This window comes from Comamonas sp. BIGb0124, assembly GCF_003752175.1.
Lineage (GTDB): Bacteria > Pseudomonadota > Gammaproteobacteria > Burkholderiales > Burkholderiaceae_C > Comamonas_F.
In genome coordinates, this window is record NZ_RJVF01000016.1 from 1 (window position 1) to 24086 (window position 24086).

Genomic DNA, 24086 nt, shown 5'->3' on the forward strand with positions numbered 1-24086 from the left:
AGTGCGGGTTCCCGTGTGAAAGTAGGTCATCGTCAGGCTCTTATAACCAAACCGCCCAACCCCTCAAAAGGTTGGGCGTTTTGCTTTGGGAAAACAAAAAACCACCCCCACAAACGCCTGCCGGATACCCAGCAGGCGTTTTTGTTTGTGTTTAGGGTGGGGTTCGGTGGATCGGTGACCCAATATCAGTGACCCGAGAAATCCACCAGCGTGTGCACGGTCAACCCGCCTTCGCGCAGCCGCTTCGAGCCCCCCAGCTCCGGCAGGTCGACGATGGCCGTGCCTTCGACCACCTGCGCCCCGAGCTTTTCCAGCAGCCGTTTGCCGGCCATCATGGTGCCGCCGGTGGCGATCAGGTCGTCGATCAGCAGAACCTGCTGTCCGGGCAGAACGGCATCGGCATGCAATTCCACCGTGGCGCTGCCATATTCCAGTTCGTAGGTTTCCTCGACGGTGGTGAAGGGCAGCTTGCCCTTTTTCCGGATGGGCACAAATCCGACGCCCAGCTCATAGGCGACCACCGAACCGATGATGAATCCCCGGGCGTCGAGGCCGGCCACCACATCGATCTTCATGGCGCGATACCGCTCGACAAAGGTCTGGATCAGCACACGAAAAGCTTGTGCATCCTGGAGCAGCGGCGTGATGTCGCGGAACTGCACGCCGGGCGCCGGCCAGTCGGGCACGGTGCGGATGTGGCGGCGAATCAGGGCAATCGGGTCGTCCATGGCCATTTCATTCAATCAAAAGGGGATCGCGCATGGCGCGGGGCAGGCCATGCGGCCCGGTGTCTGCCGTTTTCTGCGGTTCAATCCGATGCCGGTCACTCACGAACGGAGATGGACAGGACCGGGGCAAGCGGCGGGCAGCCGATAAAATACGGTCATGATATTAGACGCTCAAAAGATCTTGGCATTTGCACAAGACACGCTGGACATCGAGGCCGCCGCAGTGACGGGGCTCAAAGCCAGGCTCGGCACGCCTTTTGTGTCGGCCGTCCAGACGATCCTGGAGAGCCGCGGCCGGGTCGTGGTCATGGGCATGGGCAAGGCGGGCCATGTGGGCCGCAAGATTGCCGCGACACTGGCCTCCACCGGGACGCCGGCCCTGTTCGTGCACCCGGGCGAGGCCGCACACGGCGACCTGGGCATGGTGCAGCCCGACGACATCGTGCTGGCCATCTCCAACAGCGGCGAAAGCGACGAGCTGCTGGTGCTGCTGCCGGTCCTCAAGCGCCAGGGCGTCAAGGTGATGGCGATGACGGGCGGTCTGCAGTCTTCGCTGGCCCGTCATGCCGACATCGTGCTCGACAGCAGCGTCGAACGTGAAGCCTGTCCGCTCAATCTGGCACCGACCGCCAGCACCACGGCCCAACTGGCCCTGGGCGATGCGCTGGCCGTGGTCCTGCTCGACGTGCGGGGCTTCGGCAAGGATGACTTTGCCCGCTCGCACCCGGGCGGTGCGCTCGGACGCCGCCTGCTGACCCATGTCTCCGATGTCATGCGCAAAGGCGACGCCGTGCCCAGCGTGGGCCCGCAGACGCCGTTGATTGAACTGATGCGTGTGATCAGCCTCAAAGGATTGGGCGCGGCCGCCATCGTGGATGGGCATCGGAAGGTACTGGGTGTTTTCACGGACGGTGATCTGCGGCGCCTGGTGTCGCAGGGAACGGATCTGCGTGCGCTCACGGCCGAAGAGGTCATGAAGACCGGACCGCGTACGATCGCGCCCCATGTGCTGGCTGCGGAAGCGGCTGCGCTGATGGAGCGCTATCGGATCAGCGACGTGCTGGTGGTCGATGCCGACCAGACGCTCGTGGGCATGGTAACCAGCAAAGACCTGATGCAGGCCAAGGTGATATGAGAAAAAGCAGCAAGTCCACCCCACGGGTCCGCCGCCAGGCATCCGAGTCGACGGCCTCCGAAAAGCCGGCTCACGAAACGAGCGTGTCCGGGCAGAACCCGTCGGTCGAAGGAATCGCCTCGCAAGCCAGCCTGTTTGCCGGGGAGCGCCAGGAAACGCCTGCGGCAACCGGGCCTGACGAGACGGTGCCGGCAGGTGCCGGCGAAGCCCCTGTCCCGGGTTCCGAGTCCGCAGAGGCATCCGGCGAGGCCGGCACCCGGGCAGCCCGGCCGCGCCGCGCCCGGTCGGCGCGCAAAACGGTGTCTTCCGCCGCAGCCGCGCCCTCGGGGGCCGACGTCTTGCCTGCTGCCGCACCGATATCTTCCGGCGAGACAGAAGACGCCGCCGGGCCGGCAGCGGCCACGGGGTCCGTCGACGCTGGATCCGCCGAGAATTCATCGGTGCCGGCAAATCCGCCGCGGCCGTCGGCTGTCCTGGCTTCCGAGACTTCTTCGGAACCCGCCCTGACGTCGCCGCCTTCTTCGTCGGCCCGCGCCCGTCCGCCTGGCGACCCGGCGCCTCGGCAGACCCGTTCCGTGGCCACCGAGTCCTCGGTTCACGAGTCGCGGCGCAGGGATCCCCGGCCCGTGGCCGACGCCACCACACCCGCCATTGCCCCCGCCGTTGCGCCGCTTGCATCGCTGACGCCTGCGTTGGCGGTGGTGCCGCAACTGCTGCTGCGCGCGCAAGGCGTACGCGTGGCGTTCTTCGACGTCGACGGCGTGCTGACGGATGGCAGCCTCTACTTCGGAGCCGAAGGCGAGACGCTCAAACGCTTCAACACGCTCGACGGCCATGGCATCAAATTGCTGGCGCGTGCGGGCATCACGCCGGCCGTGGTGACGGGGCGCGATTCTCCTGCACTGCGTGTCCGTCTGGCGGCGCTCGGCGTGACGCATGTGCGTTACGGCACGGAAGACAAGAAGCCGGCTGCCGAAGCCATCCTGGCCGAGCTGGGACTGACTTGGTCACAGGCCGCCTGGATCGGCGACGACTGGCCGGATCTGCCGGCGCTTCGGCGTTGCGCATTTGCCTGCGCGCCGGCCAATGCACATGCCGAGGTCAAGGCCGTGGCCCACCATGTCACGCGTCTGGCGGGCGGCGAGGGCGCGGCACGCGAGTACTGCGATCTGCTGCTGGTGGCCAGCGGCCGCTATGTGGATCTGCTTCAGGAGTACGCCGCATGAACGCCCAGGCCGTCCGGCCCGATCTTCCCACCCCCCGGCCGACCGGCAAGGGGCGACCGAAGCCGCGCGGCTCTCACCTGAACCGGCTGCGCGATGCGGTCAGCCTCTATCTCCCGGTGCTCATCATCGGTGTGCTGGCGCTGGGCACCTTCTGGCTGGTCCGCAACACGCCTGCACCTCAGGAGCCGCATTCGGCGCGCGAGGAACGGCGCGATCCGGACTACCGCATGCAGGACTTCGCCATGCGCACCTACCGTGCCGACGGCCATCTGAAGACCGAGATCGAGGGCGACCAGGGCCGCCATTTCACGGATACCGACCGCCTGGAGGTCGACGGTGCCCGCATCCGGGCCTTCGATGACGCAGGCCAGTTGACGACGGCTTCCGGCCGCGAGGCCGTGAGCCTGCGCAACGGCGAGGAAGTCGAGCTCAAGGGCAATGCCGTCGTCGTGCGCGAGGCCGGGCCGAACGCCCAGGGCCAGATGCAGCCCCGCATGGAGTTCCACGGCGATCAGCTCAAGGCTTTTCCCGACCTCAACCAGGTCAAGTCCGACTTGCCCGTGCTCATCATCAGGGGCCAGGACCGCATCACCGCCGATCGGCTGGACTACGACCACAACACCCGCGTGGTCGACCTGCAGGGACGGGTGCGCAGCGTGATCCAGCCGCGCGAGCCTGCGGGCGGCGCACGGTGACCTCGCCGGCGACGGGCGCCGTGGTCACGGCCCGCCGGCCTCTGGCCTTCATCACCGGCGCATCGAGCGGCATCGGGCAGGCGCTGGCCTGGCGCATGGGGCAGGCCGGCTACGATCTGGCTCTGGTGGCGCGGCGCGGCGAGACGCTGCAGGCATGGCGCCTGAGCCAGGGCATGGATGAGTCGCGCTGCCGGATCTATGCGGCCGACGTGAGCGACATCGAGCAGATCGTGGCTGCCGCGCGGTCCTGCATCGCGCGGCAAGGTCTGCCGGATGTGGTGGTTGCCAATGCCGGCATCAGCATCGGCATGGATACCGCCGTGCGCGGCGATCTCGACGTGATGGCGCGCATCTATGCCACCAACAATCTGGGCCTGGCCGCCACGTTCCACCCCTTCGTGGCCCCCATGCGCGAACGCGGCAGCGGCCGTCTGGTCGGCATCGCCAGCGTGGCCGGAATCCGCGGCCTGCCGGGCAGTGCGGCCTATTGTTCGAGCAAGGCCGCGGCGATCAGCTATTGCGAAAGCCTGCGTGTCGAGCTGCGGCGTTCGGGGGTTCGGGTGGTGACGATTTCGCCCGGCTTCATCGATACGCCGCTGACGCGCAGCAATCGTTACGCCATGCCCTTCCTGATGCAGCCGTCCGACTTTGCCGACCGGGCCCTGAAGGCGATCGAGGCGGGCGACAGCCACCGCATCATCCCGTGGCAAATGGCCTGGGTGGCCCGGCTGCTGCGGCTGCTGCCCAACGGTCTGTTCGACCGCGCGACATCCGGGCGCGCACGCAAGGCCCGCGAGGGCGAGTGAGAGCGGTGCAGCAGGCCCGGCGTGGCGCAGCGACGTTCGGGACGACGCTGCGCGGCGAGGGCCCGCTTGGCCTCAGGCCTGTTGCTTGAACTTCAGGCGCCAGCCGTGCAGCAGCGGTTCGGTGTAGCCGCTGGGCTGCTCGATGCCCTTGAACACCAGGTCGAGTGCGGCGCGATAGGCATACGAGGTCTGGGCGTTGCCGGCCAGGGGGAGGTACAGCGGGTCGCCCGCGTTTTGCTGGTCGACCACGCTGGCCATGCGCTCGAAAGTCTCGCGCACCTGGTCTTCGGTGATCACGCCGTGCAGCAGCCAGTTGGCGATGTGCTGGCTGGAAATGCGCAGTGTGGCGCGGTCTTCCATCAGGCCCACGTTGTGGATGTCGGGCACCTTGGAGCATCCGACGCCCTGGTCGATCCAGCGCACCACGTAGCCGAGAATGCCCTGCACGTTGTTGTCGAGTTCCTGCTGCTTCTCGGCGGCGCTCCAGGTGTCCTGGGCGGCCACCGGGATCTGGATCAGGTCGTCGATCAGCGCGTCGTACTGTGCATCCGCATCGCTCTGCTCCAGTGCCTGCTGGACCTGCGCCACATTCACCTGGTGGTAGTGCAGCGCGTGCAGCGTGGCCGCCGTGGGCGAGGGCACCCAGGCGGTGTTGGCGCCGGCCTTCGGATGGGCGATCTTCTGCTTGAGCATGTCGGCCATCAGGTCGGGCATGGCCCACATGCCCTTGCCGATCTGTGCCTTGCCGCGCAGGCCCAGCGAGAGGCCGACCAGCACGTTGTTCTTTTCGTAGGCGGCGATCCAGCGCGTGCCCTTGATGTCGCCCTTGCGCAGCATCGGGCCGGCCCGCATGGCGCTGTGGATCTCGTCGCCGGTGCGGTCGAGGAAACCGGTATTGATGAAGGCCACGCGTGCGGCGGCCTGGGCGATGCTGGCCTTGAGGTTGACGCTGGTGCGGCGTTCCTCGTCCATGATGCCCAGCTTGACGGTGTTGGCCGCCAGGCCCAGCACCTGCTCGACCCGTGCGAACAAGGTGTCGGCAAAGGCGGCTTCCTGCGGGCCATGCATCTTGGGCTTGACGATGTAGACGCTGCCGATGCGCGAGTTGCGCACGGCCTGGCCGTCGGGCAGGCGGCCCTGGCCCTGCAGGTCGACCAGGGCGATGGTCACGGTGACCACGGCGTCGAGGATGCCTTCGGGAATCTCGCGGCCTTCCGGGCCGTAGAGCACGGCCGGGTTGGTCATCAGATGACCGACGTTGCGGACGAACAGCAGCGAGCGGCCGTGCAGCGCCACGGGCTGGCCGTCGGCGCCGGTGTAGTGGCGGTCGGCGTTCAGGCTGCGGACGAGTGTCTTGCCGCCCTTGTTCAGCGTTTCGGTCAGCGAACCGTCGAGCAGTCCCAGCCAGTTGCGATAGGCCAGCACCTTGTCGGATGCGTCCACCACCGCGACCGAATCCTCGAGATCGAGGATGGTCGACAGCGCGGACTCGAGCTGCACGTCGCTCACGCCGGCCGGATCGCTGCGGCCGATGGGCGTGGCCGGATCGATGCGGATCTCGATGTGGATGCCATGGTGGCGCAGCAGGATGGCCGTGGGCGAGCCGGCCTCGCCCTGGTAGCCGATGAACTGATCGGGCTGCTGGAGGCCCGTGCCGCCGTCGGCCGTCAGCACGACGAGCCGGCCGTTCTCGACACGGTAGCCGGTGGCGTCCTTGTGCGAACCGCGGGCCAGCACGGCGGCCTGATCCAGCACCTCGCGGGCATAGGCAATCACCTTGGCGCCCCGGACAGGGTTGTAGGCCTTGCCCTTTTCAGCGCCGTCCGTCTCGGCAATCGCATCGGTGCCGTACAGCGCGTCGTAGAGCGAGCCCCAGCGTGCATTGGCGGCGTTGAGGGCGTAGCGCGCGTTCAGGATGGGCACGACCAACTGCGGGCCGGCCTGGGTGGCGAGTTCGGCATCGACCTGGGTGGTGGTGGCCTTGACGCCCTGAGGAGGCTTCTGGATGTAGCCGATGCCTTCGAGAAATGCACGGTAGGCGGGCACATCGGCGATCGGGCCGGGATGCGCTGCATGCCAGGCATCGAGCTCGCCCTGCAGGCGGTCGCGCTCGGCCAGCAAGGCGGCATTCCTGGGGGCCAGGTCGTGCACGATGGCATCGAAGCCTTGCCAGAACGCGGCGCTGGCCACGCCCACCTTGGGCAGGACCTCGTCTTCGATGAAGCGGTAGAGCTCGGTGGCCACGTGCAAGCCGTGGACGGTGGTGCGATCGGTCATGGGTGGTTGCCCTCAGGATGGAATGAACACAGGAACACAGTCTCTTGGCCCCACTGTATTTGATACTGCCGTAGAGATTAAGAGGTCTTGTGGCAATCGATTCGTGACTTTTTCAAACCTAATCGCACCGTCGGCGGCCGGATTCAGCGCGGGACGGTGTCGGCGAAGCTGCTGCGCAGGGCCAGCTTGTCGTGCAGGCGGGCGAGATGGGGGTGCTCGGTGCGCCAGTCGATCTCGGGGAACCGGAAATCCAGCCAGCCCAGCGCGCAGCCGACGGCGATGTCGGACAGGCTGAGGTGGATGCCGCTGCAATAGGGCTGGACATGGGCCGGCTGAGCACCGAGCTGGCGCTCCATGGCGGCCAGTCCGGCCTCGATCTTGCCGAACTGGCGGTCGACCCAGGCCTGCGAGCGTTCGCCGTCCTGGCGGCCCGGCCAGTGGCGCTCGAGACGGGCCAGCACGCCGGCGTCCAGCACGCCGTCGGCCAGGGCTTCCCAGGTCTTGACCGCCGCACGCTCGCGTCCCGTCGCCGGGATCAGCTTGCCCACGGGCGACAGCGTGTCGAGGTATTCGACGATGACCCGCGAGTCGTAGAGCGCTTCGCCGCCTTCCATGACCAGGCAGGGCACCTGGCCCAGGGGGTTGTAGGCAGGCACCTGGGCCGTGGCGCTCCAGGGATCATCGGGCAGCATCTGGTAGTCGAGCTTCTTCTCGGCCAGAACGACACGTACCTTGCGCACATAGGGACTGGCAGGGGATCCAATGAGTTTCATGGTGATCTACAACGGGTGGGCAGGTGGGGTGTGCGATCTTCTGCACGTCGATTGTGCCGTGGCGCAGATGTGCCGGTGTGGCGCCGCTGCATCGCCAGGGCTGCCGCGTGTCGGCAAAGGCCGGTAGGCTGGCATTTTGTACAGTAATGTATTCATTGTACCGGGAGCGGTGGCCGCTCCGGTGCGACGCGTGCGCAGCGCCGTCCGGCCGCCGGGCCGCCGGTTTTGCGGGGCCCTGAGGTGCGGGAAGAGATGCCTGCCTTCTACAATAGCGCCCTATGAGCTCCTCCAACCTTTTTGCCGCCATTTCCGCCCTCTCGCCGCTGGACGGCCGTTACGCCAGCCGCGTGGATGCCCTGCGCCCGCTGATGTCGGAACAAGGCTTCATGCATCGCCGCGTGCAGGTCGAAATCACCTGGTTCGTGGCCCTCAGCGAAGCCGGCTTCAACGAATTCCCGCGTCTGGGCGCCGACGACCGCGCCTACCTGCTGTCGCTGGTGCAGCAGTTCAGCGCAGCCGATGCCGAGGCCATCAAGGCCATCGAAAAAGTCACCAACCACGACGTCAAGGCCGTGGAGTACTGGATCAAGTCGAAGTTCGAAGGCCGCCCGGCGCTGCTGGCCGCCAGCGAGTTCGTGCACTTCGCCTGCACCAGCGAAGACATCAACAACACCAGCCACGCCCTGCAGCTCAAGGCCGCGCGTGAACAGGTCATCCTGCCGGCGGTCGACAAGATCATCGCCAAGCTGCGCACCATGAGCCAGGCCTATGCGCAGGTGCCCATGCTCAGCCGCACGCACGGCCAGACCGCCAGCCCCACCACGGTGGGCAAGGAGATCGCCAACGTGGTGGTGCGCCTGATGGCTGCCCGCGCCAAGATCGCCGGCGTCAAGCTGCTGGCCAAGATGAACGGCGCCGTGGGCAACTACAACGCCCATCTCTCGGCCTGGCCCGAGTTCGACTGGGAGGCTTTCAGCCGCCGGGTCATCGAGTCGCCGGAACCCGGTGCGGACGCCGCCACCAGTGCCGCCCCCTGGGGACTGGGCGTGACGTTCCAGCCGTACAGCATCCAGATCGAGCCCCATGACTACATGGCCGAGCTGTTCGATGCGGTGGCGCGCCTCAACACCATCCTGACCGACTGGTCGCGCGATGTCTGGGGTTATGTCAGCCTGGGGTATTTCAAGCAGCGCCTGAAGGCCGGCGAGATCGGTTCGTCGACCATGCCGCACAAGGTCAATCCGATCGATTTCGAAAATGCCGAAGGCAACCTGGGCATCGCCAACGCGCTGCTGCGCCATCTGGCCGAAAAGCTGCCCGTCAGCCGCTGGCAGCGCGACCTGACCGATTCCACCGTGCTGCGCAACATGGGCGTGGCCCTGGGCTACAGCCAACTGGCCTACAGCTCGCTGTCGGTCGGCCTGGACAAGCTCGAGCTCAACGAGGAAAACCTGGCGGCCGATCTCGACAACGCCTGGGAAGTCCTGGCCGAACCCATCCAGACGGTGATGCGCCGTTACGGCGTTCAGGGTGCGTACGAGAAGCTCAAGGAAGTCACGCGCGGCAAGACCGTGGCCGCTGCCGATCTGCACCGGCTCATCCGCAGCCTCGACATCCCGGTGACGGAAAAAGAGCGCCTGCTGGCCATGACGCCCGCCAGCTACGTGGGCAAGGCCGCCGAGCTGGCCAACCGCGCCTAGTCTTGCGCTGCGGCAGGCCCGGCAAGGGCCGCCGCAGGGCTCGCCGCCACTCGCCGACCTCCCCGCCGAGGTCGATCAGGCGAGTGGCTGTTTTTTTGATTTCACCGAACGGTCCCGCATGGCCCTCAAATCCACGATCTTCAAGGCCCATGTGGCCATCGCCGACATCGATCACGGCTATTACGCCGACCATGCCCTGACGCTGGCTCGCCATCCGAGCGAGACCGATGAACGCATGATGGTGCGGCTGGCCGCGCTGGCGCTGCAGGCGCACCGCCTGCACGACGACTGCGGTGGCGACGGCACGCTGACGTTCGGCGCCGGCCTGTCCAACCCCGAAGACCCGGACGTGAGCCTGCGGGACTTCACCGGCGCTTCGCGCCTGTGGATCGAGGTCGGGCAGCCCGAGGACAAGCCGCTGGCCAAGGCCTGCAGCAAGTCCGATGCCGTGGTCGTCTACGCGTTCAGTTCCGCGGCCGATGTCTGGTGGCGCGGCATCCAGGGCAAGCTCACGCGCCTGGACAAGCTCACGGTCTGGCGTGTACCGACCGAAGCGGCACAGAGCCTGGCCGCACTGGCCGAGCGCAGCATGCAGCTGCAGGCAACGATCCAGGAGGGTGTGCTCAGCCTGGGCAGCGAACGCGGCAGCGTCGACATCGAGTGCGTGCGCTGGAAGTGATCGGTGCACAAGGTGCGCGTGGCGCCTGTCGGCGGCCGGCCCGGCGGCACGAAGCGGGGCAGCGCGACAGGCCCTGCGGCTTCCGGTAAGCTCGGCGGCCTGGCCACGACGCGGTCTTTCACGCGCGTCGTGATCCCGATCATTCCAGGAGAGACCGTTGATCTACGAAGTTGCAGACATCCGCATCCAGCCCGGCCAGCAGGCCGCATTCGAGCAGGCCATCCAGCATGGCGTGAGCAGCGTGATCGCCCATGCCCAGGGTTTCCTGGGCTACAGCGTCACGCACAGCATCGAGACCCCGGAGCGTTACCTTTTGCGCATCCGCTGGGAAACGCTCGAGAACCACACCGTCGATTTCCGCCAGTCCGAGGCGTTCACGCAATGGCGTGCCATCGTCGGGCCGTTCTTTGCCGCACCGCCCGTGGTGGAACACTTCGACGTCGTCGTCGAGTGACAGGTCGGGCTGGCGCGTAGCGACCCGGGCGGCGGGGCGCCCAGCCGCTCAGGACGGATGGCTCGCCAGCCGGGGCGATGCGGCCGATTGCCGATGGCGACGGTACAGCATCCAGGCCAGGGCGAGGGCCACGATGCAAGCCGCCGAGGCCAGTGCATACACGGACCGGAAACCCCACAGCTCGGCGGCCAGTCCGGCGGCCGGCCCGGTCAGGCCCATCGCCACATCAAAGAACACGGAAAACGCGGCAATCGCCGCGCCTTTGCTGGCCGGCGGCACCATGGCCACGACTTCCACGCCCAACGCGGGGAAGACCAGGGCCCAGCCCAGGCCGGTGAGCGCGGCGCCAGCCAGGGCCCAGGCGGCATCGGGTGCCGCGGCCAGCAGCAGCAGTCCCAGCGCCTCGCAGGCCAGCGAGGCCAACGCGGGCCGGAAGCCTCCCCAGCGCCGGATGGTGTGCGAGAACAGCAGTCGGCCCACGATGAAACTTGCGCCGAAGGCCGTCAGCGCCCAGGCCGGCTGCCCCCATTGCTGGGCGGAGTAAAACAGCGTGATGAAGGTCGCGATCACCCCGAAGCCGGCCGCGCCCAGCGCCAGGGCGATGCCCATCGGGGCGACCCGCAGCAGGACGCTGGAAAACCGCATGCGCTCGCCGATGACCACGGGGACAGGCGCAATGCGTCGCGCACGCCAGTAGCCCAGACCTCCGATCACGGCCATGGCCGCGCCCAGCCACGCAAAGCCGGCGGTGGCCGAAATCGCCACGCCCAACGGGGCGCTGGCGGCCAGTGCGCCATAGGTGCAGATGCCGCTCCAGGAAATGACGCGTGCACTTTGCTCGCCGTTCATGCGGCCCATGGCCCACATCAGTGAACCCGTGCCGATCCAGCTTTCGCCGAAACCGATGGCCAGCCGGCTGCCCACGATGACGATCAGGCTCAACAGGGGCCAGGCGGTCAGCCAGGCAGCGGCCAGCAGCAATGCGCCGCCCAGCGTGGTGGACAGCAGCCCGACCAGCACGGTCCGCTTGGCGCCGACCGAGTCGGCCAGACGGCCCGCATGGGGTCGCGAGAGCAGCGTGGCGAGATACTGGACGCTGATCGCCGCCCCCGCCACCATCGCGCCGTAGCCCAATTGGTCGTGGATGAAGGCCGGCAGCACCGCCAGGGGCAGGCCGACCGCCAGATAGCTCAGGAAGTTGAACACCATCACACCCAGGATTCGGACCAGGGGGGAGGCCGGCAGGGATTCGGCCGTGCCGCGTGCCAGATCGCTGCGGTTGCCCGCCGCAGGCGGCAGGATGGCAGAGGCCGCCACACGGGGCGGGGCGGCCGATGAGAGATCGCGCATGTCGAAAGATGGGCCCCGGGTTCGCCAGGGCCAGCGGGAAACCACGGGCCGGGGCGCCTCGAGAGGGCGTCGTGCCGGCCGGCCGTGGATGGGGAACCGATGGAAGAAGTCCCGCATCATGCGCCGCCCGGCGCGGGCCTGCCGAGCGGCCCCGTGTCAACGCACCAAGGCGCATGGACATGCTTGATTTTTCATCGCAAGCGGGGATCGTGAGCATGAAAAAGGCGGAGGTTGTTTTTCTTTGCTATTGAATAATGAGCTGCCGGAGCTCAAGGACAAAGCGTTTCGAGAGACCGCCGTTCATGGCCAATAACCCTGAACCTTCTCGGATTTCACATGGCGTGCTTGTGCCCGTGCTTTAATCCGCGTCTACGAAGGGGAGTAGCTCCCGTTTGCCCGCGTGCCTTACGGCCTGCGGGTGTCATCGACCTGTCGTCAATACGAGACGTCTGGCTTACCGGCCAGGCACTCCGGCCGGTCGGGTGTCTCGCAGGCCCAGCCTGCAGAGCCGCCGAGCAAGACCTTCGACGTTGCCTCAAGGGAGGTGGCGCCGGAGTGTCCGCCCTGCAAGGTGGTGCCTGTCGGTGTGTGCGTGGTCCATGACCGCCCGCCCGGGTTTCGTTTGCAGCGGCATCCACAGGCCGGTCCAGTTCCTGCAGGTTTAAAAACAACACTGTTCTGGAGTCTTGCCCACATGGAATTTCTATCCGCACCCTGGTGGACCGCGCTGGCGGCCATCATCGTCATCGACCTCGTGCTCGCCGGCGACAACGCCATCGTGATCGCGCTGGCCGCCCGTTCGCTGCCCAAGAACCTGCAGCGCCAGGCCATCATCTGGGGCACGGTCGGCGCCATCACCGTGCGGACCGCCATGACGCTGGTCGTGGTCTGGCTGCTCCAGATCCCGGGCCTGATGCTGGTCGGCGGGCTGGGACTGATCTGGATTGCCTACAAGCTGCTGGCGGATGATCCGAGCGGCGAGGATGCCCATGGCACGGGTGCCAACACGTTCTGGGGCGCGATGAAGACCATCATCGTGGCCGATGCGCTGATGGGCATCGACAACGTGCTGGGTGTGGCCGGTGCGGCCCATGGCAGCTTCGACCTGGTGGTCATCGGTCTGCTGATCAGCGTGCCCATCGTGGTGTTCGGCAGCACGCTGGTGCTCAAGCTCGTCGAGCGTTTCCCCTCCATCATCTACATCGGCGCCGGCGTGCTGTCGCTGACGGCCGCCAAGATGATCCTCAACGAACCCTGGAAGATCAAGGGCTTCTTCGCCGACCAGCCCGTGCTGTACTGGGGCGTCGCGTTGCTGGTGGTGGTGGCCGTGCTGGGCGCCGGCTGGCTGCGCAAGAAGCGCGCGCAGGTCGCCGCAGCGTAATCTCGAGCGGGTCCGCTGACCCCTGAAGGCGTCTAAATGGCGGGTTTTATCGCCATTTGACGCCTTTTTTGCGAATCAAGGCGCCATAAACGGCACTTTGTGTGCTAAAAAGAATCCAATACAAACCGATCGACCCCACAGGCGCCTATCTTGGCGCAGCCCTCTTCAAGGACTGCCATGAACCACATCATTGTCTACATCGACGACGCCGACTACGCGGGCCAGGTGCTCTCCGGCACCTTGGGCGCGCCCGCCGAGGACATGCATTGGACGCTGGTCGCCTGTGCCCCGCGCATGACCCAGCGCGTGAGCAAGTGGGCGAGTCATGGTTCGCGTGAAAAGTGGCGTGCCAAGTGGGCGAGCCGCCTGTTTGCCGACATGTCCCCGCTGCTGGGACGCGGCACCGGCGAAGTCCGGCAAGTGGTGGCGCGCGAGCCGCTGCCCGAGCTGACGACGCAATTGCAGGAACAGCACGGTGCCGCCCGCATCATCGATGCACGCAAGCCCAAGGCACCGGAGCAATCGCGCGGCGTGGCGGGCAACTGGCGCGTGCCGGGCCTGCTCTCGGCCCTGCTGGCTTTCTCGTTCGTCGTTTTCGAATAAACGACGGGCGGCGCTGCGCGCCCTGGCCCGCGGCCGCCGCGCTGCAGTATGCTGGCAGCATGAAACTCCTCCTCCGCTGGTTGCTCAGCGCCTTGGCGCTGATCGTGGTGGCCTCGCTCTATTCGGGTGTGCAGGTCGCCGGTTTTGGCTCGGCTCTGATCGCGGCGGCCGTCATCGGCTTGCTCAATGCCGTGCTGCGGCCGGTCTTGGTGGTGCTCACGCTGCCGGTCACGCTGGTCACGCTCGGCCTGTTTCTGTTCGTCATCAACGCCCTGATGTTCTGGTCGGCCTCGGGCCTGATGCAGAGTTTTCACGTCAACGGCTTCTGGGCCGCCGTGCTGGGCTCGCTGATCTATTCGGCCCTGCAATTACTGATCGACGCGATCCTCGAGCGTTTGCTGCCGTAGCCGCTCCTGCGCCTCGCGGGCCCGGGTGTCGACGATGGCGGTCTCGATGTCGTCGCGCGGGATCTGGCCGCTGCGCACGAGGTCTTGCGCGGCACGCAGGCGATCCAGGGCCGCGGTGTAGTCGAGCTCGATGAGGCTGGCTTCGGCGTCGGCGCGCAGGGCGCGCAGGCGCAGGCCCTGGGAGGCCAGTGCGGCCGACAGCTCACGCCAGGCGCCGGCATCCTGCTTGTGGGATGTGACCCAGCTCTGCAGGCGCTGCATGGCCGCCTGTCCCTGGCCGCCCGCCACATGGGCGCGTGCCGCCAGCATCACGTTGGCACGGTCGTCCGACTGCAGGTCGACGCGTGAGAGTGCGCGGTTCCAGTCGCCTTGCATCAAGGCGATTTCGGCTTCGAGCTGGCGTCCTGCCGTCCGCACCAGCTCGTCGTGGCGCGTGGCGTTGCCCCGCAGTCCGGCCAGGGCGGTATCCAGTTGCTGCACGGTCGCCTGGGCCTGCGTGAAGTCGCGCATGCGGGCCTGTGCCAGCGCCGCACCGTAGAGCGCACCCGCGCGCCGTGCCGGACTCAGGCTCTCGAGCGCAGCGGCCTGGCCGCGGGTGGACAGGCCGCGCAACGCATCGATGCCCGAGTCGAGCAGCACGTCGGCGCGCGCGGCCATCATCAGCGCCAGCGGGTCGGACTGCAAGGCCGGCAGCTTGTCGACATCGAGCTGGATGCGCTGCTGGGCCGCGCCGATGCGTTCCGTGGTCAGCGGGTGGCTGCGCAGGTAAGGGTAGCTGCCGGTGTCGTTGATGCGATTGGCCGCCTGCATTTTCTCGAACATGCTGGAAACGGCTCGCGGGTTGAAGCCGGCCTTGAGCATGGTGGTGAAGCCGATGCGGTCGGCCTCGCGTTCCATGTCGCGTGAGAAATCCAGCTGGTTCTGGATGGCGAGGGCCTGGCCGCCGGCGATGGCCGCCATGCCCAGGTCGCTGGTGTTGCGGCTGCTGCCGGCCGCCAGGGCACCGAGAATCATCGCGGCGATCAGCCAGGGCGCCTGCCGTCCGCTGGACTCCATCATGCGGGCGATGTGGCGCTGGGTGACGTGGCTGAGTTCGTGCCCCAGCACCGAGGCCAGTTCGTCGCGTGTATCCACCATGCGCAGCAGGCCCAGGTGCAGGCCGAAGTAGCCGCCGGGCAAAGCGAACGCGTTGATGGTGGGGTCGCGGAACAGGAAGACGCGCCAGGCGTAGCGGCCGTCCTGCTCCAGCGTCATCTCGCCGAGCTCGCGCGAGGCGGCCAGCAGGGGCTGCCAGATGTCGTCGACATAGTCGGTCAGGATGACGTCGTCGATGCGGGTCGGGTCGCGGTAGATCTCGCGCACCACGCGGTCGCCGAGCTTGCGTTCGGCGTTGACGGTCATGGAGCCCGCGTCGCCCAGCGACGGCAACTGGGCCGCAGCGGGCGAGAGCGCGCCGGCCATCAGTGCCGCCACGACGCCATGGATCACGAACGATTTGATGCGGAAAAGAGCGGACATAAGGACGCGAGGACTGGGTGGCGGCGTGCAGGCCGGATGCCGGCACGAACCGTCGACGGGCAGGCAGCATGCCGTCTGGCGCGACGACCAGAAGCCGGCCATTCGCCTGGCGGATTCCCCCTATGATGCACGAGCCGCCGCAAGGTTTCCTTCGCCGGTGTGCGATTGACCCGGTCGCTCCGTGCGGCACCCGCCCGATCCGTTCAGTTTCGTTTCCTTCCCCGCCATGACTGCATCCGCTCCCTCGCCATCCCCTCTCACGCATTTCGACCCGCAGGGCCAGGCCCACATGGTGGACGTGGGAACGAAGGCGCACACGCACCGCGTGGCCGTGGCCGAGGGGCGCATCGCCATGCGCGACGAGACGCTGGCGCTCATCGCGCAGGGAAACGCCAAGAAGGGCGACGTGCTGGGGGTAGCGCGCATCGCGGGTATCCAGGGGGCGAAGAAAGCGAGCGATCTCATTCCGCTCTGCCATCCGTTGGCGCTGACCCGCGTGGCCGTGGCATTCGAATTGTCGGCGCCGGGCCGGCCGGCTGCCGTGACCTGCACGGCCACCGCCGAGACCGTGGGCCCGACCGGCGTGGAGATGGAGGCCCTGGCTGCCGTGCAGGTCGCCCTGCTCACCATCTACGACATGTGCAAGGCGGCGGATCGCGGCATGGTCATCGAAGGCGTGCGTGTGCTGGAAAAGCATGGCGGCAAGTCGGGCAGCTATCGCGCTGGCTGATGACGCCCAGACGGCCGGCGGCTGCCGGGCGGGATGTGCGCCAGCGCACGCGCCGCCGTCCCGGTTCGCCACTACCATAGCGCCAGGACGTCCGTGCCGCCGCAGGGCAGGCGCCGTCCGGCCCTTGAGATTTTCCACGAGCCCAACACGATGACTGCCATGCCTTCCTCTTCCCGCCGCTCGGCCGCCCTGGCGGCGACCAGCCCCTGGATCGACAGTCCCGGCCGTTTCGGCCGCATCAGCCGCTGGCTGCACTGGTCCATGGCCTTGCTGTTCCTGTGGCAGTTCGTGGGCATGGTGCTCAAGGTCACGATCGGCCGCACGCCGTTGAGCGGCGTGTTCGTCGGCGTGCATCGCGATGTGGGCCTGGTGCTGTTCGTGCTGCTGCTGCTGCGCGGCCTGTGGGGGCTCTACAACCTGCGCCGGCGTCCGTCCCACCAGCCCGGCCTCGTGGGCCTGCTGGCGGTGCTGGGTCATCTGGCGCTCTATGGACTGATGCTGGTCGTGCCCCTGATCGGGCTGATGCGCCAGTACGGCTCGGGCCGGCCGTTCGCGCCCTTCGGCGTGCCGCTGATGGGGCCGAGCGACCCCATCCCCTGGATGATGGCACCGGCCAATGCCGCCCACGGCCTGCTGGCGTGGGTGCTGCTGGCCTTGATCGCGGGCCACGTGCTGATGGTCGTCGTGCATCGTTTTGTGTGGCGCGACGAGATCGCCCAGCGCATGATCGGCCGGGTGACCGACGGCTCGAACCCCCCGGGCGCCGGAACGCGGGCCTGAGCCCGGGCACGCGGCGCTAGGCCATCGTCATCAGGCTGGCGTTGCCGCCGGCCGCTGCGGTATTGACGCTCAGCGCACGCTCGACGACCAGCCGTTCGAGCGGAATGCCGGAATCGCCTTCCGGCAGGGCGGTCACGCCCACGATGGGGCCGGGCCACCGGGCCACGCGTTCCAGCGTCTGGCGCAGACTGGTTTCGTCGCCCTGGTGGAGTACCGCGTCGACCGAGGTCTGCTTGCGGTCGTCGTCCCAGAGGATGGCGGCCTGGACGGCAGGCGGCAGGCGCGCGTGCAGCGCGCGGGCCCGGGCGTCGTCGGTGGGCCAGACCGGGCGGCTGCCCACGGCCAGCACGGCGGCCAGTTGCGCCAGCCGGTCGTCGTCGCGCCGGGCCAGGCAGAGCACGGCGTTGCGCGGCAGCACGCGGTAGGTATTGCATTCGCCGGTAGGGCCGGGTAGCTCGAAGGGGCCGGCGGTCAGGAAACCGAATGCGAGGTCGGCGGCTGCCGCCGGCTTGCCCGTCCAGGCTGCCAGCGCCTGGCTGGCGGGGGAGGGCGTGCGTGGCACGGGTGCGGGTGCGGGTGCGGGTGCGGATGCGGATGCGGATGCGGATGCGATAGCCGTGGCGGGCGGCCGTGTGCCGAACGGGCGGTCGAGTGCCTCGGCGGGCCGGCTGGCCAGCAGGCGGTAAAGATAGAGCGGTCCGCCCGCCTTGGGGCCGGTGCCCGACAGGCCCTCGCCGCCGAAGGGCTGCACGCCCACCACGGCGCCCACAATGTTGCGATTGACGTAGACGTTGCCTGCATGGGCGGCCTCCACCACCTGCGCGATGGTTTCGTCGATGCGGGTGTGCAGGCCCAGCGTCAGGCCGTAGCCCGTGTCGCGGATTTCATCGAGCAGTCGGGGCAGTTGGCTGCGCGGGTAACGCACGACGTGGAGCACGGGGCCGAAGACCTCCCGCTCGAGTTCGGCCAGGCTCTCCAGAACGATGAGCGTGGGCGGCACGAAGGTGCCATGGGCCAGCGCGGCGGGCGAGCCGGTCCGGCCGGCCTGATGGACGGTGCGGCCCTGGGTGCGCAAGCGGTCGATGTGGCGGTCGATGCCGTCGCGCGCCTCGGCGTCGATGACCGGTCCGATGTCATGGGCCAGCCATTCGGGGTTGCCCAGCGCGAGTTCGGCCATGGCGCCCTTGAGCATCTCGATGACGCGATCGGCCACGTCCTCCTGGACACACAGCACCCGGAGCGCCGAGCAGCGCTGGCCGGCACTGTCGAAGGCCGAGCTGACGACGTCGCCGACCACCTGCTCGGTGAGGGCGGAGGAGTCCACGATCATGGCGTTCTGGCCGCCGGTCTCGGCGATCAGCGGAATCGGCTTGCCCTCGGGGCCCAGGCGCCGGGCCAGGGTCTTCTGCAGCAGACGGGCGACTTCGGTCGAGCCCGTGAACATCACGCCCTGGATCCGGGCGTCGCCGGTGAGGCGGGCGCCGACCGTCTCGCCGCGGCCCGGCAGCAGTTGCAGGGCCGCACGCGGCACGCCGGCCCGGTGAAGGTGCTGCACGGCCAGGGTGGCGATCAAGGGGGTCTGTTCGGCGGGTTTGGCCAGCACCGTGTTGCCCGCGGCCAGGGCGGCTGCGATCTGGCCGGTGAAGATGGCCAGCGGAAAATTCCAGGGGCTGATGCACAGCACCGGACCGAGCGGGCGGTGGGTGGCGGTGTCGAATCCGGCCTGCGCCTGCGCTGCGTAGTAGCGCAGGAAATCGACGGCTTCGCGAACCTCGGCCATGGCGTTTGCATAGGTCTTGCCTGCCTCGCGCACCAGCGTGCCGAGCAGGGCCGGCAGGTCGGCTTCCAGGGCCTCTGCCGCCTGGCGCAGGATCTGCGCGCGTGCGGTGGGCGGCGTGGCGGCCCACTGCGGCGCTTCGGCGTGGGCTGCCTGCAGGGCCGCGTCGACTTCGGCGGGGCTGGCTTCGCGCACCGTGCCCACGGTATCGCGATGGTCCGACGGATTCGGCACCGGCTGCGCCACGGCATCGGGCTGCGCGTCGATGCCCTCGGCCAGCAGCGGCACGGCGGCCAGCGCCACATCGCTGCCGGCCTGCAGCGCACGCGTCAGTGCAGCGAGTTGCTGATCGTTGGCGAGGTCGAGTCCCCACGCGTTGAGCCGCTGCGTGCCGTACAGGTGGCGCGGTGCCGCGATGCCGGGGTGGGGCAGGCCGAGCGCGCCCTCGCGGCGTGCGTCGTTTTCGACCTGGTCGACCGGGTCGCGAACCAGATCCGCGATGGCGACATCGGGATCCGCGATGCGGTTGACGAACGAGGTGTTGGCGCCGTTTTCCAGCAGCCGGCGCACCAGGTAGGCCAGCAGCGTCTCGTGCGTGCCGACCGGGGCATAGATGCGGCAGGGCCGGCCGAGCTTGCCGGGGCCCACGACTTGTTCATACAGCGGCTCGCCCATGCCGTGCAGGCACTGGAACTCGTATTGGCCCGGCTGGTAGGACGCGGGACCGGCCAGTTCGTGGATCGCGGCGAGCGACTGCGCGTTGTGCGTGGCGAACTGCGGATAGACCGCCTCGGGCGCCGCCAGCAGACGGCGCGCGCAGGCGATGTACGAGAGGTCGGTGTAGGGCTTGCGGGTGTACACGGGGTAATCGGGCATGCCGTCGACCTGGGCGCGCTTGATCTCGCTGTCCCAGTAGGCCCCCTTGACCAGCCGGATCATCAGGCGGTGGCCGCTGCGTCGTGCCAGGTCGATCAGGTAGTCGATGACGGCAGGGCAGCGCTTCTGGTAGGCCTGGATCACGAAGCCGATGCCTTGCCAGTCCTGCAGCGAGGGCTCGAAACACAGCCGCTCGAGCAAGTCGAGCGAAAGCTCCAGGCGGTCGGCCTCTTCGGCATCGATGTTGAGTCCGATGTCGTAGCTGCGGGCCAACTGGGCGAGATGCAGCACGCGGGGGTACAGCTCGTCCATGACGCGCGCGTACTGGGCCCGGCAGTAGCGCGGGTGCAGCGCCGAGAGCTTGATCGAGATGCCGGGGCCTTCGTAGACCCCGCGGCCGTTGGCGGCTTGGCCGATGGCGTGGATGGCGTTTTCGTAGTCCTGGTTGTAGCGTTGCGCATCGGCGGCCGTCAGTGCGGCCTCGCCGAGCATGTCGTACGAGTAACGAAAGCCCTGCGCCTCGAGAGACTGCGCGTGCGCCAGTGCCTGTGCCATGGTCTCGCCCGTGACGAACTGCTCGCCCATCAGGCGCATGGCCATGTCCACGCCCTTGCGGATCAGCGGCTCGCCGCCGCGTGCGATCAGGCGGCCCAGCGAGCCGGCCAGTCCTTGCTCGCTGTGGGTGGCCACCAGCTTGCCCGTCAGCATCAGCCCCCAGGCCGCCGCATTGACGAAGACCGACGGACTCTGCCCCACATGGCCGCGCCAATCGCCGTGGCTGATCTTGTCGCGGATCAGGGCATCGCGCGTGGCGCCGTCGGGTATACGCAACAAGGCCTCGGCCAGGCACATCAGGGCGACGCCTTCTTGCGACGACAGGGAGAACTCCTGCAGCAGACCCTGCACGAGGCCGGCCTTGCCCGATGCCGACCGTCGTGTACGCAACGCCTGCACGAGGTGCGTGGCCAGGGCCTGGGCGCGCGCGGCAACGGCCGGCGGCAGGCGCGCTTCTTCGAGAAGGTCGGCCACGGCCTGCGGCTCGGGCTTGCGCCAGGCCTGCGTGATGCGCTGGCGCAGAGCGCCGTGCGAAGCCAGGGGCGTGATGGCCACGAAGCGGCCGGCGACAGGGGCGGCCGGCGCTGGATCGGAGGGAAGCGGGCTGTTCGGGTTCATGATCGTCCGCGAGGAGAGCGATGGATTGAGGATTTGACAATGCTCCCAGAATGGATGGTTAATAATTCGCTTTATTTTGTCAATTCGGTGGTGAATAATCCGGCATGAGCCGCTCCGACCACGAACTCGACCGCATCGATCTGCGCATCCTCAACCTGCTGCAGGAGGATGGCCGCGTGGCCAACCTCAAGCTGGCCGAGGCGGTGGCGCTTTCGCCCACGGCTGTGCTTGCACGCGTGCAGCGGCTGACCCGCGAGGGCTATATCCTGGGCTACGAGGCCCGGCTCAATCCGCTCAAGCTGCAGGCCGGCATGCTGGTGTTCGTGGAGGTTCTGCTCGACCGCACCACGCCCAATGTCTTCGAGCAGTTCAAGGTCGCCGTGCAACTGCGGCCCGAGATCATGGAGTGCCACATGGTGGCCGGCGGCTTCGACTACCTGATCAAGACCCGGACGGCCGACATGACCGCCTACCGCGCGTTTGCCGGCCACGTGCTGTGGCAGCTGCCGGGGGTGCGCGAGACACGCACGTATGCGGTGATGGAAGAGGTCAAGAACTCGTCGCGGCTGCACCTGGGCTAGCGGCAGGGGCGGCAACGTGTCCGTTGTACCTGGGCAACGGGAGTCCCATCGACAAAAAAACGCACCGTCCTTGCAGGAGGGTGCGTCGATGACGTGCCGATTCGATCGACTGGTGCGGCTGGGGGGAATCGAACCCACGACCCTTGGCTTCGGAGGCCAATACTCTATCCACTGAGCTACAGCCGCACATGAGACTGGCGCAATCAACGCCAAGCGCAGCAGTATACCCGCAGGCAGACGCAGCCACGGCTTCTGCCCGCCAATTTGCCGCGGCATCCCGGCATCCCGGCGTCGGCAACGGGCCAGGCCCGCCCGGCGGCTTCAGCCGGGGCGCTGCGTGCGCAGACCGGCCTCGAAAATTTCGTAGGCGTGGTTGCCGGTTTCGAACAGATCGTGGTCCGTCGGGTCGAGCAGCCAGTTGTAGATCATGCCGTCGATCAGGCTGTGCAGCGTGATCGCGGCCATGCGGGCCGGCATGTCGGACCGCAGGTCGCCGTTCTGTTGCGCGGCCTTGATCTCGTCCTCGATCAGCGTCAGGAACTCGTGGCGGCATTCCTGGAAGCGGTCGATCACGGTGCGGATCTCGTCGACCAGTTCGACCTTCTGCGTCACGATCTCGAACACCCGCCGGGTATGTGCATCCGACTGGATATGGCTCAGACCCCTCAGCATGATCTGGCGCAGGCGCGTCAGCGGGCTGTGGCTCGCATCCTGCTGCAACTGCTCGATGATCTCCTCGAACGGCAGGTGCACACGGTCGACCATGGCGCAGAAGAGTTCCCCCTTGTCCTTGAAGTGCCAATAGATGGCGCCGCGCGTCAGTCCTGCCTGGTCCGCAATTTGCTGCAGGGATGTGCGGGATACGCCACGTTCCTGAAACAGAAACTCGGCAGCATCGAGCAGCTGATCGCGCGTGATCTGGGCGTCGGCCTTGGTTTTACGAGCCATAGGACGGGCGGACGCTGGAGAGTGGGGGAGTCATGGGTGTCGTCTCGAAGTGTTATCGATACTGCAATGCAGCATACATTCTTGATTGTATGTATACTCGCCGCACTTGTCGAATTGGGGATACGTCGTGCCCGGGTTATTTCCGGTCTTGACCGTGTCCGGTACAGTCCAGCAGGGCCGCCGAACAGCGAGGCCGCACGGAACGTGTGCGCAGCGGGGAGCGGCACTGTGATTTTCTTTTGGGGATACGCATGTCAGTGAGCCGTCATCCGGTCAATCAGGCGCCTTCGCGCCATTTCCTGTCTTGGCGATATGCCGTTGTCGCGGTGGCCGTGGTGCTGGCAGCCTGCGGCAAAAAAGAGGCCGATCCGGCCCAGGCGCAGCAGGCTCCGCCGCCACCCCAGGTGGGTGTGGTGACGGTGACGCCGGGCACCATCGGGTTGCAGAACGAACTGCCGGGCCGCCTCGAAGCCTCGCGTGTGGCCGAAGTGCGTGCACGGGCTTCCGGCATTCTGCAGAAGCGTCTGTTCCGTGAAGGCAGCGAGGTCAAGGCCGGCCAGCAGCTGTTCCTGATCGACAACGCGCCTTACCGTGCCTCGCTGGAGAGCGCGCAGGCCAGTGTCGCCCAGGCCGAAGCCACGCTGGCACAGGCGAAATCGCAGGCCGACCGCTACAAGCCGCTGGTGGCCGTCAATGCCGTGAGCAAGCAGGATTACGACAACGCGGTGGCTTCCCAGAAGACCGCCGAAGCCAACGTGGCCTCGGCCAAGGCTTCGGTGACCACGGCACGCATCAACCTCGGTTATGCCTCGGTCACCTCGCCCATTTCCGGCCGCATCGGCCGGGCGCTGGTCACCGAAGGGGCTCTGGTGGGCCAGGGCGATGCGACGCAACTGGCGGTGGTGCAGCAGATCGATCCGCTGTACGTGAACTTCACGCAGTCGGCTTCGGATGCGCTCCGGCTCCAGCGCGGCGTGGCCTCCGGCCAGCTCAAGCAGGCCGGCAACGGGGCAGCCAGCGTCAAGGTGGTGCTCGACGACGGCACCGAATACGCCCATGCCGGCAAGCTGCTGTTCAGCGACCTGACCGTGGATTCCACCAGCGGCCAGGTGACGCTGCGGGCCGAGATCCCCAATCCCGAACGTCTGCTGCTGCCCGGCCTGTACGTGCGCGTCAAGCTCGAGCAGGCGGCCGTGGACAACGCCGTGCTGCTGCCGCAGCAGGCCGTCTCGCGTGCCGCCTCGGGCGACAGCGTGAAGGTGGTCGGCGCTGAAAACAAGCTCGAGACCCGCTCGGTCAAGCTGGGCCCGGCACAGGGTTCCAACTGGGTCGTGCTCGAGGGCCTGAAGAACGGCGAGAAAGTCATGGTCGACGGCTTCCAGAAGCTGCCCCGTGGCGCACCTGGCCAGCCTGTCACCGTCACGCCGGTCGACTGGAAGGCTGCCGCCGCGCCCCAAGGGCAGGGCGCGCCCGCCGCCAAGCAGTAAGG

Annotated in this window: 22 protein-coding genes and 1 tRNA gene; 15 read left to right on the plus strand and 8 right to left on the minus strand. The window is 67.6% G+C overall.

Features of this window, described 5'->3' with window-relative positions; genetic code table 11:
- Positions 1-192 (plus strand): hypothetical protein (locus EC845_RS22700; protein WP_233598209.1); only part of this gene is annotated, 192 nt, incomplete at its 5' end.
- Here the strand turns inward: EC845_RS22700 and EC845_RS20920 are convergent.
- Positions 186-728 carry an adenine phosphoribosyltransferase gene (locus EC845_RS20920; RefSeq protein WP_123300220.1) on the minus strand — a complete coding sequence of 181 codons (543 nt, stop codon included), beginning with the start codon at positions 726-728 and terminating at the stop codon, positions 186-188. The two genes, EC845_RS22700 and EC845_RS20920, sit on opposite strands and share 7 nt — an antisense overlap.
- Before the next feature lie 157 nt (positions 729-885).
- On the opposite strand from EC845_RS20920, the gene EC845_RS20925 reads away from it, so the two are divergent.
- The 4 genes from EC845_RS20925 to EC845_RS20940 all read left to right on the plus strand — a co-directional run bounded on the left by EC845_RS20925 (position 886) and on the right by EC845_RS20940 (position 4590).
- Positions 886-1863, plus strand: a complete 978-nt coding sequence (locus EC845_RS20925; RefSeq protein WP_123300222.1) for an SIS domain-containing protein — start codon at positions 886-888, stop codon at positions 1861-1863.
- A gap of 650 nt (positions 1864-2513) precedes the next feature.
- A complete protein-coding gene (locus EC845_RS22705) occupies positions 2514-3089 on the plus strand; it encodes an HAD family hydrolase (RefSeq protein WP_233598222.1) in 576 nt (191 codons plus the stop codon).
- Positions 3086-3784 carry an LPS export ABC transporter periplasmic protein LptC gene (gene lptC, locus EC845_RS20935; protein WP_123300226.1) on the plus strand — a complete coding sequence of 233 codons (699 nt, stop codon included), beginning with the start codon at positions 3086-3088 and terminating at the stop codon, positions 3782-3784. Before EC845_RS22705 ends, lptC begins: the two co-directional genes overlap by 4 nt.
- Positions 3781-4590: an SDR family oxidoreductase gene (locus tag EC845_RS20940; RefSeq protein WP_233598210.1), complete on the plus strand. Its 810-nt coding sequence runs from the start codon at positions 3781-3783 to the stop codon at positions 4588-4590. Before lptC ends, EC845_RS20940 begins: the two co-directional genes overlap by 4 nt.
- A gap of 72 nt (positions 4591-4662) precedes the next feature.
- Here EC845_RS20940 and EC845_RS20945 read toward each other — a convergent pair whose 3' ends face one another.
- Positions 4663-6867, minus strand: coding sequence for a malate synthase G (locus EC845_RS20945; protein ID WP_123300228.1), 2205 nt, complete (start codon positions 6865-6867; stop codon positions 4663-4665).
- 143 nt (positions 6868-7010) lie between these two features.
- The gene (locus tag EC845_RS20950) at positions 7011-7640 is read right to left on the minus strand and encodes a glutathione S-transferase N-terminal domain-containing protein (RefSeq protein WP_123300230.1); all 630 of its coding nucleotides are present in this window, start codon (positions 7638-7640) and stop codon (positions 7011-7013) included.
- A gap of 278 nt (positions 7641-7918) precedes the next feature.
- Here EC845_RS20950 and purB point away from each other — a divergent pair, with 278 nt between their 5' ends.
- From purB to EC845_RS20965, 3 genes are all read left to right on the plus strand, one after another.
- Positions 7919-9340, plus strand: coding sequence for an adenylosuccinate lyase (purB, locus tag EC845_RS20955; RefSeq protein ID WP_123300232.1), 1422 nt, complete (start codon positions 7919-7921; stop codon positions 9338-9340).
- A 118-nt stretch (positions 9341-9458) separates the two neighbouring features.
- A complete protein-coding gene (locus EC845_RS20960; RefSeq protein ID WP_123300233.1) occupies positions 9459-10019 on the plus strand; it encodes a YaeQ family protein in 561 nt (186 codons plus the stop codon).
- A gap of 157 nt (positions 10020-10176) precedes the next feature.
- Positions 10177-10473, plus strand: coding sequence for an antibiotic biosynthesis monooxygenase (locus tag EC845_RS20965; RefSeq protein WP_123300234.1), 297 nt, complete (start codon positions 10177-10179; stop codon positions 10471-10473).
- Between the two features lie 48 nt (positions 10474-10521).
- Here the strand turns inward: EC845_RS20965 and EC845_RS20970 are convergent, their stop codons facing one another.
- Positions 10522-11823, minus strand: coding sequence for an MFS transporter (locus tag EC845_RS20970; protein ID WP_123300236.1), 1302 nt, complete (start codon positions 11821-11823; stop codon positions 10522-10524).
- A gap of 694 nt (positions 11824-12517) precedes the next feature.
- Here EC845_RS20970 and EC845_RS20975 point away from each other — a divergent pair.
- The 3 genes from EC845_RS20975 to EC845_RS20985 all read left to right on the plus strand — a co-directional run bounded on the left by EC845_RS20975 (position 12518) and on the right by EC845_RS20985 (position 14214).
- On the plus strand, positions 12518-13204 hold the full coding sequence (locus EC845_RS20975; protein WP_123300238.1) for a TerC family protein: 687 nt from the start codon (positions 12518-12520) through the stop codon (positions 13202-13204).
- Between the two features lie 177 nt (positions 13205-13381).
- Complete coding sequence (locus tag EC845_RS20980) at positions 13382-13807, plus strand: hypothetical protein (RefSeq protein ID WP_123300240.1); 426 nt, start codon at positions 13382-13384, stop codon at positions 13805-13807.
- A 59-nt stretch (positions 13808-13866) separates the two neighbouring features.
- Entirely contained in the window at positions 13867-14214 is a 348-nt protein-coding gene (locus tag EC845_RS20985; protein WP_123300242.1) for a phage holin family protein, read from the plus strand.
- Here the strand turns inward: EC845_RS20985 and EC845_RS20990 are convergent.
- On the minus strand, positions 14176-15732 hold the full coding sequence (locus tag EC845_RS20990) for a M48 family metalloprotease (protein WP_123300244.1): 1557 nt from the start codon (positions 15730-15732) through the stop codon (positions 14176-14178). The two genes, EC845_RS20985 and EC845_RS20990, sit on opposite strands and share 39 nt — an antisense overlap.
- Positions 15733-15958: 226 nt before the next feature.
- Here EC845_RS20990 and moaC point away from each other — a divergent pair, with 226 nt between their 5' ends.
- A complete protein-coding gene (gene moaC / locus EC845_RS20995) occupies positions 15959-16462 on the plus strand; it encodes a cyclic pyranopterin monophosphate synthase MoaC (protein ID WP_123300246.1) in 504 nt (167 codons plus the stop codon).
- A 159-nt stretch (positions 16463-16621) separates the two neighbouring features.
- Positions 16622-17242 carry a cytochrome b gene (locus tag EC845_RS21000; protein WP_123300248.1) on the plus strand — a complete coding sequence of 207 codons (621 nt, stop codon included), beginning with the start codon at positions 16622-16624 and terminating at the stop codon, positions 17240-17242.
- A 16-nt stretch (positions 17243-17258) separates the two neighbouring features.
- Here EC845_RS21000 and putA read toward each other — a convergent pair whose 3' ends face one another.
- Complete coding sequence (gene putA, locus EC845_RS21005; RefSeq protein WP_123300250.1) at positions 17259-21068, minus strand: trifunctional transcriptional regulator/proline dehydrogenase/L-glutamate gamma-semialdehyde dehydrogenase; 3810 nt, start codon at positions 21066-21068, stop codon at positions 17259-17261.
- 104 nt (positions 21069-21172) lie between these two features.
- Here putA and EC845_RS21010 point away from each other — a divergent pair, with 104 nt between their 5' ends.
- The gene (locus EC845_RS21010; RefSeq protein ID WP_123300252.1) at positions 21173-21649 is read left to right on the plus strand and encodes an Lrp/AsnC ligand binding domain-containing protein; all 477 of its coding nucleotides are present in this window, start codon (positions 21173-21175) and stop codon (positions 21647-21649) included.
- 110 nt (positions 21650-21759) lie between these two features.
- Here EC845_RS21010 and EC845_RS21015 read toward each other — a convergent pair.
- Together EC845_RS21015 and EC845_RS21020 are read right to left on the minus strand one after the other, a co-directional pair.
- A tRNA-Arg gene (locus EC845_RS21015) sits at positions 21760-21835 on the minus strand.
- A 135-nt stretch (positions 21836-21970) separates the two neighbouring features.
- Positions 21971-22597 carry a TetR family transcriptional regulator gene (locus EC845_RS21020; protein ID WP_123300254.1) on the minus strand — a complete coding sequence of 209 codons (627 nt, stop codon included), beginning with the start codon at positions 22595-22597 and terminating at the stop codon, positions 21971-21973.
- 251 nt (positions 22598-22848) lie between these two features.
- Between EC845_RS21020 and EC845_RS21025 the strand changes: the two genes are divergently transcribed.
- Positions 22849-24084: an efflux RND transporter periplasmic adaptor subunit gene (locus tag EC845_RS21025; RefSeq protein ID WP_123300256.1), complete on the plus strand. Its 1236-nt coding sequence runs from the start codon at positions 22849-22851 to the stop codon at positions 24082-24084.
- Positions 24085-24086: the final 2 nt, after the last annotated feature.